Raw genomic sequence first — 20,049 nt, 5'->3', positions numbered from 1 at the left:
GCCCGTCTCATGATTGTGTGGCGAAGAGGCCGCTCGGCCTGAAAGCGAGGATAAGCGCCATGACGATATAGATCAGCATGGATGCGAGTGCCCCGCCGACAAGCGCTGCTTGCGAGGGTGGAAGCATCAGCGTCAGCGCCTGCGGCAGGAGGAAACGCCCCAGCGTGTCCGTCACCCCCACGAGCACTGCGCCGAACAGCGCTCCCTTGATGGAGCCGATGCCGCCGATGACGATGACGACGAAGGCGAGGATCAGCACCGGCTCGCCCATGCCGACCTGCACCGATTGCAGCGCCCCCACCAGCGCGCCGGCGAGGCCGGCGAGCGCTGCCCCCAGCGCGAAGACCACGGTGTAGAGCGTGGAGATGTCGACACCGAGTGCCGCGATCATCTCCCGGTCGGATTCGCCGGCGCGGATACGCATGCCGAGCCGTGTGCGGGAGATGAGGAGGTAGAGCTCGGCCGCCACGAGGACGCCCACGCCGATGATGACGAGGCGATAGAGCTGGTATTGGCCGCCGCCAGGCAGCGAGACCGCGCCCTGAAGCAGGGGTGGGATATCGAGGTAAAGCGGGAAGGAGCCGAAGAGCCAGCGTGTGCCTTCCGAGAAGATCAGGATCAGCGCGAAGGTGGCGAGCACCTGGTCGAGATGATCGCGCTCATAGAGCCTGCGGATGACGGTGATCTCGACGATCGCGCCCGCTGCAGCGGCAGCGGCGAGGCTGGCTGCAAGTCCGATCCAGAAGGAGCCGGTGGCGCCCGCCACCAATGCGCAGGCGAAGGCGCCGACCATGTAAAGCGAGCCGTGGGCGAGATTGATGAGCCCCATGACACCGAAGATCAGCGTCAGCCCCGCCGCCATGAGGAAGAGCATCACCCCGAGCTGGAGGCCGTTCAGGAGCTGCTCTATCAGGAGGGCGGTGGACAAGGGGCGGGATCCAGCTGGGAGCGCAAATGGTGAGCTTCGGGGTGAGGGCGGTCACCCCCTCTCTTGCGATTTCCAAGGCTTAGCCTCCACTTTGCTCCGGCTAAACCTAAGAAATCGCTTTCTCCCCCGCCAAAGGGGGAGATCAGGACTGCGCCGGCGCCGTTGCAAAAACATCTGCGCTGAGCGCCTGGCGGAAGAGGCCGATGCCGGCGCTATCTCCTCTTGGCGGGGGAGAAAGCAAATTCTTGGGCTTGGCGAAGCCAGGTCCTTGGAATTTGCAAGAGAGGGGTCCATGCCAGCCTACATCTTGCACTCGCTCGCATAGGCGTCATTGTGGTCTTCGAAGGCGGTACCCACGATCTTGTTGGTGAGCACGTCGCCTTCCTTCACCACCTCGCGGATATAGATGTCCTGGATCGGGTGATTGTTCGTGTTGAACTCGAGATCTCCACGAACGGAATCGAAATCCGCTTCCTTAAGCGCGGCGCGGAAAGCTTCCTTGTCCTTCACGCTCGCCTTGGAGAGGGCGGAGAGGATGAGGTTCGCCGTATCCCAGCTCTGCGCGGCGTAGATGGAGGGGAGCCGGCCGTATTCGGCCTGGAAGGCCTCCACGAACGTCTTGTTGGCTTCGTTGTCCAGGTCCTTTGACCATGAGGCGGAGTTCTTCACACCGAGCGCAGCATCGCCCACCGCAGGTAGCACGTCCTGGCTGAAGGAGAAGCTCGGCCCCATGACCGGGATATCCACGCCCGACTGGGCGTATTGCTTCATGAAGGCGATGCCCATGCCGCCCGGCAGGAAAAAGAAGACCGAGTCCGCACCCGAAGCGCGGATCTGGGCGATCTCGGCAGCATAGTCGGTCTGGCCGACTTGCGTATAGAGCTCGCCCGCGAGCTCTCCATTGTAGAAGCGCTTGAAACCGGTGAGCGAATCCTTGCCGGCCGGATAGTTTGGCGCAAGGATGAAGGTCTTTTTGGAGGTCTGGCTGGCATATTGCCCCATCGCCTCGTGGAAATTGTCGTTCTGGTAGGCGACGTTGAAGTAGTTCGGATGGCAGTTGGCGCCGGCAAGTGCCGAGGGACCGGCATTGGGCGAGAGATAGATGATGTCCTGCGCCACCGCGTTGGGCACCACGGCCATGGCGAGGTTCGACCAGATGATTCCGGTCATGAGGTCGACCTTGTCGCTCTGGATCATCTTCTCGGCGATCTGCACGGCGAGTTCGGGCTTCTGCGCATCGTCTTCGATGACGAGCTCGATCTCCTCGTTGCCGGACTGCTCGATAGCCAGCGTGAAGGCGTCCCGCATGTCGACGCCGAGCCCCGCCCCGCCGCCTGAGAGCGTCGTGATGACCCCGATCTTCACCGGCTCGGCATAGGCGCGCCCGGCCATGACCACAGACAGACCAAGCAGGCCTGTTGCGAGAACTTTTTTCATTGTTATTCCCCTCCCGTCATCTTGGATGGCTACAGTCTGGTGCGAACTTTCCAGAGTTCTGGAAACAGTTCAACCTCCAGCATCTTCTTCAGATAGGAAACGCCTGGTCTGCCGCCGGTGCCCCGTTTCAAGCCGATGATGCGCTCCACCGTCGTCTCGTGGTTGAAGCGTGAGCGGCGGAAATAGTCTCGTAATCGACCGGCTTCTCGGCGAATTCGTAGAGCTGCCGATTCCAGCCGCGCCATGCGTATTCCCGCTGCATGACACCGGCCGCAATTTCCTCCAAGCCCAAAGTCTATCGGGCGTGTTGACTCCGCCCAGGATCGGGCTGCTTCTATTGGGGCATAGACGGGGAGAGGTTCCATGTTCGAGCGTATGATCACCGATTGGGACGATGCCTATGCCAATGGTCCGAACATCCCTGGCGGCGACCGGTGGCCCGAGGCGTGGATGGAGCCCGCGCGGGCTTTTCGCGAGAGCCTTGCCGGCGTCGGCCGCGCCAGGCTCGACCTTCCGTATGGGGATCGTCCGCGCAACCGGTTCGACCTCTTCCTTCCCGAAGGGAAGCCCGGGGGCCTCGTCGTCTTCGTCCATGGGGGATACTGGTTGCGGTTCGACAAGAGCTATTGGTCGCATCTCGCGGCGGGAGCGGTGGAGAGCGGCCATGCCGTTGCCATGCCCTCCTACACGCTCTGCCCTCAGATTCGCATCGGCGGCATCGTGAAGGAGGTTGCTGCTGCGGTCGAAGCGGCGGCCGCCATGGTGGAAGGACCACTGATGCTGACGGGACATTCGGCCGGCGGACATCTCGTCAGCCGCATGGTTTCGGCCACCACACCGCTTGCCTCACGGGTGAGCGGGCGCATTCGCCGCGTGGTCTCGATCTCCGGCGTTCACGATCTGCGTCCGCTCATGCGCACCGGCATGAACGGGACGCTTGCGATCGACGAGGCCGAAGCCGCTGCCGAAAGCCCTGCGCTCCTGCGCCCCATGGAGGGCGCGCGCATCACCTGTTGGGTGGGTGGCAGTGAACGGGCCGAATTCCTGCGGCAGAACGCGCTGCTCGCCAATGTCTGGACCGGCCTTGGCGCGATCACCTCGGCGGTCGTGGAGCCCGACCGGCATCACTTCAATGTCGTCGACGGTCTCGCGGATCCACGTCACGCGCTGATGCGTACCTTGCTTGCGGAATAGGGGCGCCTTCCTGGTGAGACAGATCCTTCAGGTTCCCGATTGTGCCGTGTAGAGGACTGATTCATCGAGGTCCTCCACGCTCGAACAGCCCAGATGCCCGAGCGTGGTCCAGAATTCCCGCTGCAGAAGCTCCAGCGTGCGTCGCACGCCATGTTCACCGTCCGCCGCCAGAGCCAGCGCGATCAGCCGGCCGAGCGCCACTGCGTCCGCTCCGAGCGCGAGCGCCGTGGCGATGTCGCTGCCGCGCCGGATGCCGGAATCGAAGATGATCGGCACGTCTGGTCCCGCCGCTCTGCGTATGTCGGGCAAAAGGTCGAGCGCGGCGGGCGTGCGGTCCATCGTTCGGCCGCCATAGTTCGAGACATAGAGGCCGATCGCGCCGGCATCGAGGGATGCCTTGGCGTCGTCGGTGCTCTGTACGCCCTTGACGATGCAGGGAAGGGGCGCGCGGGAAATCGCGCGCGCCGCCTGCTTCCAGCTCCATCGCGGTTCGGTGAATTCCAGCAGTTCCAGAAGCGCAGCCGGATCGGAAAGCCCCGGCCCGAAATTGGGATTGCCTTTCTTGCCGCGGATGGAGAAGCGATCCTCCATCATGCGCTCGCGCCATTGGCGGATCGGCGAATAGGTGACGCAGATATATTTGTAGCCTGCCGCCCTGGCGCGCTCCATCATGTCGATCGCGGCGTCCTCCTCGCCCACGAAGGTCATCTGGAACACCGATGCGACGGAGGAGGCGGCCGCGATCTCTTCCAGCGAATACGAGGCGGCCACGGGCACCATCTGCTGGATGCCCGCCGACTCGGCCGCCCGCCCTATGGCCAGATGGCCTTCCGGGTGGAACACCGCCTCCTCGCCGAATGGAGCGATGAAGGCGGGGAAGCTCAGGTCGAATCCGAGCACATTGGTCCGCGTGTCCGGCTTGCTGATCCCGGCAAAGAGCGGCGTGACGAAGCGGTAGCGGTCGAAGGCTGCGACATTGTCCCTGGCCGTCACCTCCTCGCCGGTGCCGCACCAGAGGAAATTCCAGTCGATCTCGGAGAGATGCCGCCGGGCGTCCTCATGGATGCCGCGGAGCGTCGTGTATTTCTCGTCCGTCGCGTAGCGGTCGTCGATCCGCTTGTCCGTCATCGCGCTGCTCCCTGTCCGGCCGGTTCCTATTTCGTCGCGGCGATCAGCACGACTTCGATGAGCCGTTTGGGATCACCGAGGTCGGCGACGCCGATGGTGGCGCGCGAGGGCAGGTCGTCGCCGTCGAGCCATTCGAGCCAGGCCTCGTTCATCTCCTCCTTGCACGACATGTCGGTGATGTAGATGCGGGCGGAAAGGATCCTGGTCTTGTCCGACCCGCACTCTGCAAGCACGTCTTCGAGCTTCCGGCAGACCTGCCGGGTTTGTTCCTTCATGCCGACGGAGATATCGTTGGCGGCATGGCCGCCCAGATAGAGCACGCCGTTGTGCTCCACCACGCCGTGCATGATGCGGTGCTTGCGATGGCGTTTGATCATGAAACGTCCTTTCCTGATTCAAGTAGAAAACGTCTGCGCTCCGCCGCGGCAGCCGCGGAGGATAGGGAGATTTCGGCTGCTGCTCTTCGTGTCAGGTCGGCTGGCGGCCTGCGGGCGCATAGCCTTCAAGGGGAACGTCCGTCGTCCCGCCCGTGGCAACCCGTGCAAGCTGCCGGCCCGCGAACGGCCCGACGGTGAGGCCCGAGGCGCCGAGGCCGTTGCCGAGGATGAGGTTTCCGATATCCGGCACACGGCCGAGGATGGGCTTGATGGTGCGGGCCGCGGGGCGGAAGCCCACGCGGGTTTCGATATGGGTCGCTGCGGCGAGCCCGGGGGCGATCTTGAGCCCCGCGCCGAGCACTTCGAATTCGCCGGCGGCCGTCACGCGGTAGTCGAAGCCGGAATTGTCCTCTCTCGTCGCTCCGATCACCACGCGGGAATCGTCGAAGGCCAGCATGTAGTGGCTGCCCATGGGCAGGACGACCGGCCACGCGGCGGTCGCCACGCCGGGAAGGCGCAGATGGATGATCTGCCCCTTCTGCGGCGCGACTGGATGAAGAAGGCCGAGCGGCGCCAGGATCTGCGAAGCCCAGGCACCGGCCGTCACGATGATCTCGTCGGCGGGGATCGGACCGCCTTCATTGTCCAGGCATTCGGCACGGCCGTCCTTCAGCCCCAGCGTGACGTGGTCGCTGCGAAGCTTCGCCCCCATGGAGACGGCGACGCGCAGCATGGCCGCGGCAAGCAGCCGCGCGTCGACGCGTGCGCCGCCCGGGATGTGGATCGCCTCCAAGTCTCGGCGCAGCGGCGGGAAGAGGCCGTGAGCCTCCGCAGGGCTGATGCGCCGCACCGCGCCGGCTTCCGGCGCATCCTTGATCCGGCGGGCGATCCGTTCCTCCGCCGCGTCGAGCTCGGCCTTGTCCTCGGCAACCACCAGTGCGCCGACCTTGCCATAGCCGAGGCTGGTTTCGCCGCGCTCCCGCAGCCCGTCGATGAGCGTATCGTAATATCGCGCACCCTCGGCATACATGCGGTACCAGTCCGGATCGTCGGCCTTGGTCGCCCAGGGGCAGACGATGCCCGCCCCCGCGAGCGTCGCCTTGCCCTGGTGGGCTTCGTCGACGATTTCCACCTCCACGCCCTTCCGGACGAGGTGGTAGGCAGTGCTTGCGCCGAGAATTCCGGCGCCGATGATCAGGACACGCATGTCACTTCCGCAGTTGAGGCTTGGGTTTCAGGCTGGGGATCAAGAGGCGCCCGCGAATGGTCCGCCAAGGCCTCTTCCGGAGACGGACCTCGGAAAAGCGCCTTTCCGCGGGCGCCACGGCCTCACTCGACGGTCACCCCCGAAAGGCGGCTGGTGCCGAAGATCTGGGGCACATAGCCGTGCACCTTCTTGTCCACGGCCGTGATCATGTCCGCCCCGCCGAGGATCACCGCCGGCACCTCCTCGTGGAACACCTGCTGCGCCTCTTCATACAGCGCCTCGCGCTCGGCCTGGTCGGTGATCGAGCCGGCCTTGTTCATGATGGAGATGAACTCCTCGTTGCACCAGGCGCCGATGTTGGAGGGACTCGGTTTGCCGGACGAATCGCAGGTGAAATAGTTGTTCGGGATCTGGCTCGGGTCGGGAAAATCGTAGATGCCGCCGAACATGCCGACCTGGGCCTCGCCCGCGCGCGAACGCTGGATATATTCGGCCCATTCAAAGGTGACGATCTCGGCGTCCACGCCGATTTCCGCCCAATCGGCCTGGATCATCTCGGCGGCGCGGCGGCCATTTGGCATATATGGCCTGGCGACGGGCACGGCCCAGAGCTGCGTGGAAAAGCCGTTCTCGTATCCGGCTTCCTTCAGGAGCGTCTTGGCCTTCTCGACGTCATATTCATGGGCGCCGATATCGGCGGAGCCCCAGAGGGCAGGCGGGACCAGCGCCCCGGTCACCTTGCCCATGCCGTTATAGACGACTTCGACCAGCGGCTCCATGTCGATGGCGTGCGCGAGCGCCTCGCGCACGCGCTTGTCCTGGAACTTCTCCTCGCGGAAATTGAAGGTGATGAAACCCGACGACGCCACCGGCGTCTGCACCGGGTTCAGCTCGTCGCTGTTCTCGATGGTCTCGCGGTCCGCGAGATTGGGGTAGAGCGCGATGTGGCACTCTCCGGCCAGTGCGCGCTGCAGCCGCACGGAGGCATCCGGGCTGATCGCGAGGACCGCCGCGTCCACCTTGGGCGTGCGCGCCTCGTCGCCGATGGCGGCTCCCCAGGTCTCCTGGAAGGGGATGAGGCGTACCACGGAGTCGGTCTCGTAGGCCTGCAGCATGAACGGCCCCGTGCCGATCGGATCGCGGTCGAACCTTTCCGGCGCCCCCGCCTTCAGCAGCGCGTCGGCATATTCGGCCGAGGTGATCGCGAGCGACTGGTGCGCCATGATGCCGACGAAAGGCGCCAGCGGCTGCTTGAGGTGGAAGGCCACGGTGTGGTCGTCGATCTTCTCCACCGATTCCAGCGTGTCCGCCAGCTTGGTGTTGAAGGTGATATAGGTGCCGCCGCTCACCTTGCTGTAGGGATGGTCTTCCTGCATCATCCGCTCGAAGGTGAAGAGGACGTCGTCGGCGTTGAAATCGCGACTGGGCGTGAACCTTGCGTTCGACTGCCACTTGACGCCCTGGCGCAGCTTGAAGGTGTAAGTGCGGCCGTCATCCGAGATCGTCCAGCTTTCCGCCAGCGCCGGCTCGAGCTCGGACGTGCCGGCCTTCACCGATACGAGCCCATCATAGATCTGGCCGAGAACATAGGATGTCGTGCCGCTGCTCGTAAGCTGCGGGTTGAAAATCTCGGGGCTGCCCTCGATGCACACGGAAAGCATCGCCGCATGGGCGGGGGCCGCCGCCGACATGAAAAGCGCCAGTGTTCCGACGGAAAGTGCTGATCTCATTTGCCTCAGTCCCCTTTTGTTTATGCTTGTAGGCGAGCGCCTGCTCCCGCAGGGCTGCTGCCCCGGGTGCACTGCCGTTGAAGGTCGATAAGAACCGCTCGCCCGCCACGCCCGCTGCATGCGTACTGCGACTGCAATACTGGGGACGAATTGAAAGCATGCGTCACATGATTGTCAAATTGCTTTTCCTCCAGTCATTATAACCGAAAGGCATGTCGTGGCCCCGGCGGGCCGGAAGGAACGAGGATGAATATAAGGCAGATCGAAGCGTTCCACGCCTTCATGGAAACCGGCTCCGTCACGCGTGCGGGGGAGCGGCTCAGCATTTCGCAGCCGGCGGTGAGTAAGCTCCTGAAAGGCTTCGCCGATAGCTGCGGCTTCAAGCTCTTCGTGCGCAGCGGCGGGGGCCTCGTGCCCACACTCGAGGCAAAGCTCCTCGCATCGGAGGTGGAGCGGCTCATCGCCGGGACGGAGCGCATCGCCAAGGTGGCGGAAGCCGTGCGGAGCCGCGAATGGGGGCATGTGACGGTCGCGGCGATGCCGGCCCTTGCCTCGCGCTATCTTCCCCATGTGCTCGCGCCGTTCCTGGCCGAGCAGCCGGACCTGCGCTTCACGCTCCAGAGCCTGCGGTCCCCCCGCGTCGCCGAACTCGTGATGGCACAGCAGGTGGATATCGGCTTGAGCGTCCTTCCCTTCGACCATCCGCAGGTGGATGCGGAGGTGATCATGCGCTTCGATTTCGCCTGCTTTCTGCCGGCCAGCCATCCTCTGGTGAAAAAGCAGGTGATCGAGGTCGACGACCTGCGCAATGAAGCCTTCGTCTCGCTGGAGCGGGACGACTGTTCGCTGATGACCATCGACAGGGCCTTTCAGACGCGCGGGGTTCAGAAGCGCAACCGTATCGAAGTGCCGATGTCGGAAACGGCCTGCAGTTTCGTGGCGAACGGCGTCGGGGTCTCGATCCTTCCGCCTTTCGTCGGGATCGACTATCCGGCCGATCGTCTCGCAAGACGGCCCTTGCTGCCGAAGACCTCGATGGACCTGTGGCTGCTCACGCCGAAGAACCGTCCCCTGTCGCTCGCCGCCGAGCGGGTGGTGGATTTCATCCGCATCGCGCTCGCCCCCTTTGACGGCCGGAATCCTGCGGTGGGAAAGGGGGAAATGAACATGACACCCGTCTGTGATATGAAACTGTCGTAAAACCGTGTCACCACATAAGGCAGGACGCGGAGAGCCGTCCGAGCGGGAGCAAGCGAGGCCATGAACGAACTCAAGCCGGTCAAGAATGAGTTTCCCCAGGAGCCGGGGCCTGCGGCGGAGATCGCCCTGACAAGCCCGGATCGCTTCGTCAACCGCGAGTTCTCCTGGCTTCAGTTCAATCGCCGGGTGCTCGAGGAATCGCAGAACCCCTCCCATCCGCTGCTGGAGCGCGTTCGCTTCCTTTCCATCTCGGCGGACAATCTGGACGAATTCTTCATGGTGCGGGTGGCGGGTCTGGCAGGCCAGGTGCGCGAGGGCATCGTCACGAAGAGTGCCGACGGCCGCACGCCCGAAGAGCAGCTCGAGCACGTCCTGCGCGAGGTGAGCCGCCTGCAGGTCGAGCAGCAGCAGAGTTTCGCCTATCTGCTCGAGCTCATGAAGAAGGAAGGGGTCGCCATCGTGCGGCCCGACGCGCTCTCGCGCGACGACCGCGCCTGGGTGGAGCGGCATTTCCTGGAGGAGATCTATCCGGTGCTGACGCCGCTCTCCATCGATCCGGCGCACCCGTTCCCGTTCATCCCCAATCTCGGTTTCTCCATCGCACTTGACCTGGAGCACCTGACGAACAAGGAGACCATGACGGCGCTCCTGCGCCTGCCGGTCACCTTGCAACGCTTCATCGCGCTCCCCGAGCGCCCCAAGCTCGTGCGGTTCATCGCGCTCGAGGATGTCGTGGAGATGTTCATCGTCAAGCTGTTCCCCGGCTACAAGGTGAACGGCTCGGGCACCTTCCGCATTATCCGCGACAGCGACATCGAGGTGGAGGAGGAGGCGGAGGACCTCGTGCGCCTCTTCGAGACCGCGCTGAAGCGCCGGCGGCGCGGCTCCGTCATCCGTATCGAATTCGAGAGTTCCATGCCGGAGGACCTGCGCGGTTTCGTGGCCTCGCAGCTCGGCGTCCCGGGTTCGCGCATCAGTGTCCTGGAGCGGCCGCTCGCCATCAACCAGATCTCCGAGATCGTGAAGCTGCCGCGGGACGACCTGAAATTCCCGCCTTACAATCCGCGCTTTCCCGAACGCATCCGCGATCATGGGGGCGACTGCTTCGCCGCGATCCGGGAGAAGGACATCATCGTCCATCATCCCTACGAATCCTTCGACGTGGTCGTGCAGTTCCTGCGGCAAGCTGCCCAGGATCCGGAGGTGGTGGCGATCAAGCAGACGCTCTACCGCACCTCCAACGACAGCCCGATCGTGCGGGCGCTGGTCGACGCCTCCGAAGCGGGGAAATCGGTGACGGCGCTGGTGGAGCTCAAGGCCCGCTTCGACGAGGAGGCGAACATCCGATGGGCGCGCGACCTGGAACGCGCCGGCGTGCAGGTCGTCTTCGGATTCCTGGAGCTCAAGACCCACGCCAAGATTTCGCTGGTGGTTCGCCGCGAGGACGGGCGGCTCAGAACCTATGTGCATCTGGGCACGGGCAACTACCACCCGATCACCGCGCGCATCTATACCGACCTTTCCTATTTCACGGTCAATCCCGCGATCGCCCAGGACGTGGCGAAGGTCTTCAATTTCATCACGGGCTATGCCGAGCCGGATGTAAACATGAAGCTCGCGGTTTCTCCCTTTACGCTCAGAAACCGCATTCTCGAGCACATCGGAGCCGAGATCGAGCACGCGAAAGCGGGCCGCCCGGCACGGATCTGGATGAAAATGAACTCGCTGGTCGACCCTCAGGTGATCGACGCGCTCTATGAAGCCGGCCGCGCGGGCGTGGAGATCGATCTTGTCGTGCGCGGCATCTGCTGCCTGCGGCCCCAGGTTCCCGGGCTGTCGGAGAACATCCGCGTGAAGTCCATCGTCGGTCGCTTCCTGGAGCACAGCCGCATCTATTGCTTCGGCAATGGTCATGGCCTGCCCTCTGACGAGGCGATCGTCTATATCTCGTCCGCCGACATAATGCCGCGCAATCTCGATCGCCGCGTGGAGTGCATGGTGCCCATCACCAATGCGACTGTGCATGAACAGGTGCTTGGCCAGATCATGCTCGGAAACATCATGGACAACCAGCAGAGTTTCGAAGTATTGCCTGACGGCACCTCCCGGCGCATCGTGCCGGAGGAAGGCGAGGAAACGTTCAACGCCCAGGAATATTTCATGACCAATCCCAGCCTGTCGGGCCGAGGCGAAGCTTTGAAATCCCATGCGCCGAGGCGTATCGCTGCCTTCAAGCGGCGCAAGAAAGCGGTTGCGGCCGGCTGATCCGCGTGGGCATAGAGACGTCACAGGGCCGGTTGCAGGATCGGCGGCCGGTCGCCGTCATCGACATCGGCTCCAACTCCATCCGCATGGTGATCTACGAGGGGGTCGCGCGCTCCCCGACGGTCCTCTTCAACGAGAAGATGCTGGCCGGTCTCGGCCGCGGCATCGTCACCACCGGCGAACTCGACCCCGACGGCGTGACACGCGCCGTGCAGGAATTCCGCCGCTTCCGGGCCATTTGCGAGCAGGCCGGTGCGCGATCCCTGCATGTGGTGGCAACGGCGGCCGCCCGCGAGGCGAAGAACGGGCCTGATTTCATCCGCCGTGCCGAGGAGATCCTGGGCACGGATATCCAGGTGCTCTCCGGCCGCGAGGAGGCCCACTATTCGGCGCTTGGCGTGATCTCCGGCTTCTATAAGGCCGACGGGATGGTGGGCGATCTCGGCGGCGGCAGTCTGGAGCTGGTCGACGTCAAGGGGGAAGCGATCGGCGACGGCATCACCCTGCCGCTCGGCGGCCTGCGCCTGCGCGAGATGGCGGGCGGCTCCCTCGGGGAGGCGGCCAAGATTGCGCGCCGGGAGATCGCCCGGGCCCCCTGGCTCGGCCATGGAGAGGGCCGGGCCTTCTACTGCGTCGGCGGCACCTGGCGCAACCTTGCCCGCCTGCATATGTGCGCCACACATTATCCGCTCGAGGTGATGCATCATTACGAGATGGATCCTGTGTCGGCGACCTCGTTCCTGAAGCGCGTGGCCCGAGGCGATATCGACAAGATGCGTGGGATCCAGGGCGTTTCGAAGAGCCGCCGGGCGCTTCTGCCCTACGGCGCGACCGTGCTCCTGGAGATCATCGGCGCGGCAAAGCCGTCCAGGATCGTCTTCTCGGCCAATGGCGTGCGGGAGGGATATCTCTATGCGCTCCTCTCGGAGGGGGAGCGTGCCGCCGACCCGCTGATCTCCGCGGCCGAGGAGCTGGCGCTCCTGCGGTCCCGCTCGGTCACCCATGCGCATGAGCTTGCCGAATGGACCGGGGAAGCCTTCGCCGCCCTCGGCGTGAACGAAACGGAGAACGAGGCGCGCTACCGTCGCGCGGCCTGCCTGCTTGCCGACATCGGCTGGCGCGCCCATCCCGAATATCGCGGCACGCAGTCGCTCAACATCATCGCGCATGGCTCCTTCATCGGCATAGATCATCCCGGCCGCGCCTTCATCGCGCTGACGAGCCTGTTCCGCCACGAAGGGCTTTTCGATGACGCTCTCTCGCCCGAGATGCGCGAGCTGGCAACCCCGGTCTATGCGGAGCGGGCACGGCTCCTTGGCGGGCTGATGCGGGTGATCTATCTGCTTTCCGCATCCATGCCGGGAGTCATCCCACGGCTCAAGTGGCAAAAGCGGGACGACGGCGCGCTGGCGCTCCTCATCCCCGCCGATCGCGCCGCACTGATGGGGGAGCGGCCACAGGGCCGCATGGCGCAGCTTGCCAAACTCACCGGCATGAACCTCATGCTGGACATCGCAAGGGACTGAATTGCCGGCGAAGGGCCGGCCTCACTCCGCCGCGTTTTGCAGCGCGCTGTCCGGCGTGAATGTTTCGATCCGGCGACTGGCAAAGCGAAGCGCGATCTCTCCGCGCAGGAGTCTCAGCGCCTGGTCGCCGAACACCTCGCGCCGCCAACCGTGGAGGGCGGGAACGTCCGCCTTCTCTCCGTCGGCCGCGATTCGTTCGATATCGTCGGTCGAGGCGAGCATCTTGGGCGCCACGCCCTCCTTCTCCGCCACCAGCTTGAGGAGGACCTTGATGAGTTCGGCGGCGGCGGCCGCTCCCTCGGGGGCCTGCTGGTGCCTGGGCAGTTTCGGCAGCTCTTCCTTCGGCAGCGCGAGCGCATCGTTTACGGCCTTGAGAAGGCCGGCGGCCGGGGCAGAACGCTCCCAGCCCTTGGGAACGGTCCTGAGGCGGCCGAGCGCAGAGACGTCCCTCGGCTGCTGCTGGGCGACCTCGTAGAGCGCATCGTCCTTCATGACGCGCCCGCGCGGTACGTTGCGCTCCCGCGCCTCGCGCTCGCGCCAGGCGGCGATGTGCTGCAGCACGGCAAGCTCGATCGGCTTGCGCGCGCGCATCTTGAGTCGCTTCCAGGCGTCGTCCGGGTGCGGATCGTAGGTTTCGCACGCCGTCAGCACATCCATTTCTTCCTTCAGCCATCCCTCACGCCCCTCGCGCACGAGCTCTTCCTTCAGATGCTCGTAAACCGGTATGAGATGCGTGACGTCGGCCAGCGCATAGCGCAACTGCTTTTCCGAAAGGGGGCGATGGCGCCAGTCGGTGAAGCGCGAGCTCTTGTCGATATGCTCTCCGGTGATCTTCAGCACGAGCTGATCATAGGAGATGCTGTCGCCGAACCCGCAGACCATGGCCGCGACCTGGGTGTCGAAGATCGGGTGCGGGATGAGCCCGCCGCGGTTGTAGATGATCTCGATGTCCTGCCGTGCCGCGTGGAACACCTTCACCACATTCTCGTCCGCCATCAGGCGGAAGAAGGGAGCGAGGTCCATCCCTTCCGCCAGGGGGTCCACCAGCGCCGTGACGTCGGGCGAGGCCATCTGGATCAGGCAGAGCTCCGGCCAGAAGGTGGTTTCCCGGATGAACTCGGTGTCGATCGTGACGAATTCGGATTTTTCGAGCGCGGCGACCGCCTTTTCCAGCTCTTGGCGCGATTTGATCAGGTCCATGCCCTTTCTTAGGCGCTGGCGGAGCAAATGTGAAGAATATCATGTGCGGGCTGTCCCTTTCTCGCGCAAAGCGGGCCGCCGACGCGCCACCGCGCCTTGACAAAAGCGGGCGCACATGCGCTTTTCGCGCCGGTTTTTGGACGGGCATTCGGGCCCGCTCCCCGTCACCCTTCAGGACACGGAACAAGATAATGCACCGCTATCGCAGCCACACCTGCGCAGAGTTGAGGCCATCCGATGTGGGCCAGACCGTCCGGCTCTCCGGCTGGGTCCATCGCGTGCGTGACCATGGAGGCCTGCTCTTCATCGACCTGCGCGACCACTACGGGATCACGCAGATCGTCGCCGACCCCGATTCCCCTTCCTTCAGCACCGCCGAAACGGTGCGCGGTGAATGGGTGATCCGCGTCGATGGCGAGGTCAAGGCGCGCACGCCCGAGACCGTCAACCCGAATTTGCCGACCGGCGGCGTCGAGATCTTCGCGCATGAGATCGAGGTTTTGAGCCAGGCGAAGGAACTGCCGTTGCCCGTCTTCGGCGAGCCCGACTATCCGGAGGATATCCGCCTCAAATACCGCTTCCTGGATCTGCGCCGCGAGACGCTGCACAGGAACATCGTGGCGCGGACGAAGATTATCGCAGAGATGCGCAGGCGCATGGCCGAATCGGGGTTCACGGAATATTCGACGCCGATCCTGACGGCTTCCTCGCCCGAGGGCGCGCGCGATTTCCTTGTGCCGTCGAGGCTGCATGAGGGCAAGTTCTACGCGCTGCCGCAGGCGCCGCAGATCTACAAGCAGCTCATCATGGTGTCGGGCTTCGACCGCTATTTCCAGATCGCGCCCTGCTTCCGCGACGAGGACCCGCGCGCCGACCGCCTGCCGGGCGAGTTCTACCAGCTCGACCTGGAGATGAGCTTCGTCACGCAGGAGGACGTGTTCTCCACCATGGAGCCCGTCATGCGCAGCGTCTTCGAGGCGTTCGCGGAGGGCAAGCCGGTGACGCGGAGTTTCCCGCGCATTCCCTATGACGAGGCCATGCGGAAATACGGCTCAGACAAGCCGGACCTGCGCAACCCGATCGTCATGGAGGATGTTTCCGAACACTTCCGCGGCTCCGGCTTCAAGGTCTTCGCCAATATCCTGGCGGGCGATCCGAAGGCGCAGGTCTGGGCAATTCCCGCCAGGACCGGCGGCTCCCGCGCCTTCTGCGACCGCATGAACTCCTGGGCGCAAGGGGAGGGGCAGCCGGGCCTCGGCTATATCTTCTGGCGCCGCGAAGGCGAAGCGCTGGAAGGCGCCGGCCCCATCGCCAAGAATATCGGGCCGGAGCGCACCGAGGCCGTCCGCACCCAGCTTGGACTCGATGACGGCGATGCCTGCTTCTTCGTGGCGGGCGATCCGAAGAAGTTTGCGACCTTCGCGGGCGCTGCTCGCACGCGGGCCGGCGAGGAATTGAACCTCATCGACCGCGACCGCTTCGAGCTTGCCTGGATCGTTGATTTTCCGTTCTACGAATGGAACGAGGACGAGAAGAAGATCGATTTCGGCCACAACCCCTTCACCATGCCGCAGGGCGGGCTGGAGGCGCTGGAGAATCAGGAGCCGCTGTCGATCAAGGCGTTCCAGTACGACATGGTCTGCAACGGCTTCGAGATCGCTTCCGGGGGCATCCGCAACCACCTGCCGGAAGTGATGGTGAAGGCCTTCGAAATCGTCGGCTTCGATCGGAACGCGGTGGAGGAGCGCTTCGGCGGCCTCTATCGTGCGTTCCAGTACGGTGCGCCGCCGCATGGCGGCATGGCGGCGGGCATCGACCGCATCGTCATGCTTCTCTGCGGCGCGAAGAACCTGCGCGAGATCACCATGTTCCCCATGAACCAGCAGGCGGTGGACCTGCTCATGGGCGCACCATCGGAGGCAACGCCGCAGCAGCTCCGCGAACTCCACCTGCGTCTGGCGCCGGTCAAGGAATAGTGATTGCCAGCGAGGTTAACGTCTGACTGTTGGTGAGTTCAGGCTTGGATCCTCGGGTCTAGCCCGAGGATCCAAGCCTGAACGATCCAGCGGCAGCAAAACAATGGGTCGTCGGTCCAAGGAAAGGGAAGCAGCGGCGGGTCAGGTTTCGTCTGATCCGCCGTTTCGTCGAACCTATTGGTTCGCCTTCACCGAAAGCCCGATTTGCTTCACCAGCATTTCGGGCGAGGCCATCGCGGCGGCCGCCAGCATGGCGAAGGGCTGCGGGTTCTCCGGATTGGCGCTCAGCTCGATATTGGCCGGATTCTGGAGGAAGGTCGCGACCGCGTCGGCGACCGACGCGGCGGTTTCGGCGCCGAGATAGGGGCCGAGCTGTGCCGGGATGATGGCCTTTGCCTGCGCGATCAGGGCATCGGGCGTGGTGCCCATGCGGTCCGCCTGATAGTCGAGCAGCTTGCCGGTGAGCGAGTCGTCCACGAAACGGATCGTCGCCCCGTGCAACGTCAGCTGCTGCAGAAGGCCCAGCATGGCCATGCCCTGCGCGGCCTGGTTCTGCTCGTCCTTGCTCTCTTCCATCTGCCTGGCGATCTGGCTTATCGTCTGCACGAATTGCGGCGTGTAGCCACCGATATCGAACAGGAAGCTCAGCGTTCCCGCATCGTCGATCACCACTTCGTAACGTGAAAGTGTCAGCCGACCGTCGGAAGGCTGCCAGCGCCCCAACATTACCGCGCTGCCGCTGATCTGCTCATAGCCGAGGTCCTCGAGCGCGCTCGCCCCGTTGCCGCTCTCGACGAGCGACTGGAGATTGAGGGAGAAGGATTCCGCCCCGCTGTCGATGTCCATCGAGCTGTTGTCTTCGGGAATCGTGATCGTGGCGTAGACATTGCTGATGGATGCGAGCGGCCCGTCCTTGTTTTCCAGGTCGACCCGCGCCACCTCGGCGTGGTCGTAGCGCATCACGCCGCCGAACGGATCCGAATCGGCGCCTTCCGGCAGGACAAGGCCCTCGATCCTGGAGTCCACCATCGAAATGTTCAGGTCGCCTTCCTGGTGCTGGAAGGCATCAAGCTCGAGGGTGCCGACGCGATAGCTTCCGTCCGGCTCCTCGGTGACGTCCTGGAGCGTCAGCACACCGAGCTCGAAACCGTCGCCGCCGGCGGGACTGTTCACCCTCGCACCGGTGAGCGTCACGTCGTCCCCGTCGAGACGGGCGTTTTCATAGGTGAAGTCGATCTGCTGCTCGGCAAGCAGCGTCTTCAGGCGTTCCGCGACCGCGCCGGCTTCCAGCGCGAAGACGTGGGAAGTGCCTGCCGTTACGAGAAGGCCGGCAAGGAAGACAGTCCGGGGGCTGTAGCGTTGCATGGTGTTTCCCACGTTGGTGACCTCGTTTTGGACGAAACGGACCAGTTGTTGCGAAAGATCCGCGCCAGAAGATGACGGTGGACCCAGTCCCTGTCAATTTGGCGGCTTCGTTATGATGAATTCCCTGCAAAGCGGCTGACGCTGCCCCGAGGAGGGGGCCACTTCGCCGTGGACAGAGGGTTCTGCGCCACGACGCCCACTTGTCCCGACTCGCGATGTCCTTTAACCCGGCCGCATGGGAAAAGAGCTCGCCCCGCCCGGCAATGACGACGACAAGGCATCCCCGGTCGACCTGAAAAAGGCGCTGGAGGAGCGCTATCTCGCCTATGCGCTCTCGACCATCATGCACCGGGCGCTGCCCGACGTGCGTGACGGGCTGAAACCCGTGCACCGGCGCATCATGCACACGATGCGCCTCCTGCGCCTCAATCCGGATCAGGGCTTCGCCAAGTGCGCCCGCATCGTGGGCGACGTGATGGGCAAGTTCCATCCGCATGGCGATCAGTCGATCTATGATGCCTTGGTGCGCCTCGCGCAGCCCTTCGCCATGCGCTATCCGCTGGTCGACGGGCAGGGCAATTTCGGCAATATCGATGGCGATAACGCCGCCGCCATGCGCTACACGGAAGCGCGCATGACCGAGGTGGCGGTCGAGCTCCTCTCCGGCATCACCGAGGATGCGGTCGATTTCCGCCCCACCTACAACGAGGAGGACGACGAGCCGGTCGTGCTCCCCGGCGCCTTCCCGAACCTGCTTTGCAACGGCTCCTCGGGCATCGCCGTCGGCATGGCGACCTCCGTGCCGCCGCACAACGCGGCCGAGGTGTGCGACGCCGCGCTCGCCCTGATCGACGATCCCGATGTTCCCGTCTCGCGGCTGCTCGATTTCGTTCAGGGGCCCGATTTTCCGACTGGCGGCATCATCGTGGAGGGGCGCGCCTCGATCCGCGAGGCCTACGAGACCGGCCGCGGCGGTTTCCGGTTGCGCGCCCGCTGGTTCAAGGAGGACCAGGGCCGCGGGACGTGGAACGCGGTCGTCACGGAAATCCCCTACGGCGTGCAGAAGTCGCGGCTGATCGAAAAGACCGCGGAGTTGATCATCGCCAGGAAGCTGCCGCTGCTGGAGGATGTCCGGGACGAGAGCGCGGAGGACATCCGCATCGTGCTGGTGCCGAAAAGCCGCACGGTCGAGCCCGAACTCCTGATGGAATCGCTCTTCCGACTGACGGATCTGGAGACGCGCTTTCCTCTCAACATGAACGTCTTGTCGCGCGGCAGGGTGCCGGCCGTTTTGTCGCTCAAGGACGTATTGCGCGAGTGGCTCGACCATCGCCGTGAGGTGCTCGTCCGCCGCTCCCGCCACCGGCTCGCCGAAATCGAGAGGCGACTCGAAATCCTCGCCGGCTATCTCGTCGCCTATCTCAACATCGACGAGGTGATCCGCATCATCCGCGAGGAAGACGAGCCCAAGCCCATCATGATGGAGCGCTTCAACCTGACGGACAATCAGGTGGAAGCCATCCTCAATATGCGCCTGCGTGCCCTGCGGAAGCTGGAGGAATTCGAGATCCGCACCGAGTTCGACAAGCTCTCGGAGGAAAAGACGCAGATCGAGGGACTGCTGGCCTCCGAAGCCCGGCAGTGGAAGACCGTGCGCTGGGAAGTGGCGAAGGTCCGCCAGACCTTCGATCCGGAGAAGAATCCGGGCCTCGGCCGGCGCCGCAGCACCTTCGCCGACGCCCCTTCGCACGATCTGGAAGACGTGCAGCAGGCGATGATCGAGCGCGAGCCGATTACCGTGATCCTGTCGGAGAAGGGCTGGCTGCGCGCCATGAAGGGGCATCTGAGCGATCTGTCCACGGTCGCCTTCAAGGAGGGAGACGGCCTCAAGCTCTCCTTTCATGCCCAGACGACGGACAAGATCCTGCTCTTCACCACCGGTGGCAAATTCTACACGATCGGTGCCGACCGCCTGCCGGGTGGACGTGGTCACGGCGAGCCCGTGCGCATCATGGTCGATATGGAGAACGACCAGGCCGTCGTCACGGCCTTCGCGCATGATCCCGAGCGCCGTCTGCTGCTCGTTTCTCACGCCGGCAACGGCTTCGTCGTGCCGGAGAAGGAGGTCGTGGCCAACACCCGCAAGGGCAAGCAGGTCATGAATGTCAGGGCGCCGGACGAGGCGCGGCTGTGCATGCCCGTCTCGGGCGATCACGTCGCCATCGTCGGCGAGAATCGCAAGCTGCTCGTCTTCCCGCTGGCGCAGGTGCCGGAGATGGCGCGCGGCAAGGGCGTGCGCCTGCAACGCTACAAGGACGGCGGCGTCGGCGATCTGAAGACCTTCGCGATGGCCGACGGCCTGACCTGGCAGGACTCCGCCGACCGAACCTTCACGCGCAGCAAGGACGAGCTGACCGAATGGATGGGCGACCGCGCCGCCGCCGGACGCATGGCGCCAAAGGGCTTCCCGCGGACGGGCAAGTTCGGGTGAACAGCGGATAGACGCGCCGGTGAGG

At 64.4% G+C, this 20,049-nt stretch carries 14 protein-coding genes and 1 pseudogene; 6 read left to right on the top strand and 9 right to left on the bottom strand.

Annotation, left to right across the window (positions count from 1 at the left end):
• Positions 1–7 precede the first annotated feature (7 nt).
• From PVE73_RS15310 to PVE73_RS15300, 3 genes and pseudogenes are all read right to left on the bottom strand, one after another.
• A complete protein-coding gene (locus PVE73_RS15310; RefSeq protein ID WP_277363078.1) occupies positions 8–928 on the bottom strand; it encodes a branched-chain amino acid ABC transporter permease in 921 nt (306 codons plus the stop codon).
• Positions 929–1,228: 300 nt separating this feature from the next.
• Positions 1,229–2,365 carry an ABC transporter substrate-binding protein gene (locus PVE73_RS15305; protein ID WP_277363077.1) on the bottom strand — a complete coding sequence of 379 codons (1,137 nt, stop codon included), beginning with the start codon at positions 2,363–2,365 and terminating at the stop codon, positions 1,229–1,231.
• Positions 2,366–2,394: 29 nt separating this feature from the next.
• A pseudogene (locus PVE73_RS15300) lies at positions 2,395–2,588 on the bottom strand (tryptophan 2,3-dioxygenase family protein); the annotation flags it as partial.
• A gap of 140 nt (positions 2,589–2,728) precedes the next feature.
• Here PVE73_RS15300 and PVE73_RS15295 point away from each other — a divergent pair.
• Entirely contained in the window at positions 2,729–3,559 is an 831-nt protein-coding gene (locus PVE73_RS15295; RefSeq protein WP_277363076.1) for an alpha/beta hydrolase, read from the top strand.
• A gap of 27 nt (positions 3,560–3,586) precedes the next feature.
• Here PVE73_RS15295 and PVE73_RS15290 read toward each other — a convergent pair whose 3' ends face one another.
• The 4 genes from PVE73_RS15290 to PVE73_RS15275 form a co-directional block, all read right to left on the bottom strand.
• A complete protein-coding gene (locus PVE73_RS15290; protein WP_277363075.1) occupies positions 3,587–4,687 on the bottom strand; it encodes an alpha-hydroxy acid oxidase in 1,101 nt (366 codons plus the stop codon).
• A gap of 26 nt (positions 4,688–4,713) precedes the next feature.
• Positions 4,714–5,064, bottom strand: coding sequence for a RidA family protein (locus PVE73_RS15285; protein WP_277363074.1), 351 nt, complete (start codon positions 5,062–5,064; stop codon positions 4,714–4,716).
• 91 nt (positions 5,065–5,155) lie between these two features.
• Positions 5,156–6,271, bottom strand: a complete 1,116-nt coding sequence (locus PVE73_RS15280; protein WP_277363073.1) for an FAD-dependent oxidoreductase — start codon at positions 6,269–6,271, stop codon at positions 5,156–5,158.
• A gap of 122 nt (positions 6,272–6,393) precedes the next feature.
• Positions 6,394–8,001, bottom strand: coding sequence for an ABC transporter substrate-binding protein (locus PVE73_RS15275; RefSeq protein ID WP_277363072.1), 1,608 nt, complete (start codon positions 7,999–8,001; stop codon positions 6,394–6,396).
• Between the two features lie 246 nt (positions 8,002–8,247).
• Here PVE73_RS15275 and PVE73_RS15270 point away from each other — a divergent pair, with 246 nt between their 5' ends.
• The 3 genes from PVE73_RS15270 to ppx are packed head-to-tail and all read left to right on the top strand — an operon-like array spanning position 8,248 to position 12,992.
• Positions 8,248–9,201: a LysR substrate-binding domain-containing protein gene (locus tag PVE73_RS15270; protein WP_277363071.1), complete on the top strand. Its 954-nt coding sequence runs from the start codon at positions 8,248–8,250 to the stop codon at positions 9,199–9,201.
• A gap of 60 nt (positions 9,202–9,261) precedes the next feature.
• Positions 9,262–11,466, top strand: coding sequence for an RNA degradosome polyphosphate kinase (locus PVE73_RS15265; RefSeq protein ID WP_277363070.1), 2,205 nt, complete (start codon positions 9,262–9,264; stop codon positions 11,464–11,466).
• 5 nt (positions 11,467–11,471) lie between these two features.
• Positions 11,472–12,992: an exopolyphosphatase gene (gene ppx, locus PVE73_RS15260; RefSeq protein ID WP_277363069.1), complete on the top strand. Its 1,521-nt coding sequence runs from the start codon at positions 11,472–11,474 to the stop codon at positions 12,990–12,992.
• Positions 12,993–13,013: 21 nt separating this feature from the next.
• On the opposite strand, the gene rnd is transcribed toward ppx, so the two are convergent.
• Positions 13,014–14,192: a ribonuclease D gene (gene rnd, locus PVE73_RS15255; RefSeq protein WP_277363068.1), complete on the bottom strand. Its 1,179-nt coding sequence runs from the start codon at positions 14,190–14,192 to the stop codon at positions 13,014–13,016.
• A 191-nt stretch (positions 14,193–14,383) separates the two neighbouring features.
• On the opposite strand from rnd, the gene aspS reads away from it, so the two are divergent.
• Entirely contained in the window at positions 14,384–16,168 is a 1,785-nt protein-coding gene (aspS, locus tag PVE73_RS15250) for an aspartate--tRNA ligase (RefSeq protein WP_277363067.1), read from the top strand.
• 174 nt (positions 16,169–16,342) lie between these two features.
• On the opposite strand, the gene PVE73_RS15245 is transcribed toward aspS, so the two are convergent.
• Entirely contained in the window at positions 16,343–17,533 is a 1,191-nt protein-coding gene (locus PVE73_RS15245) for a hypothetical protein (protein ID WP_277363066.1), read from the bottom strand.
• A 235-nt stretch (positions 17,534–17,768) separates the two neighbouring features.
• Between PVE73_RS15245 and parC the strand changes: the two genes are divergently transcribed.
• Positions 17,769–20,024, top strand: a complete 2,256-nt coding sequence (gene parC / locus PVE73_RS15240; protein WP_277363065.1) for a DNA topoisomerase IV subunit A — start codon at positions 17,769–17,771, stop codon at positions 20,022–20,024.
• The last annotated feature ends 25 nt before the right edge of the window (positions 20,025–20,049 follow it).

Source organism: Chelativorans sp. AA-79, assembly GCF_029457495.1.
GTDB lineage: Bacteria > Pseudomonadota > Alphaproteobacteria > Rhizobiales > Rhizobiaceae > Chelativorans.
This window is presented reverse-complemented; position numbering and strand designations above follow the sequence as displayed.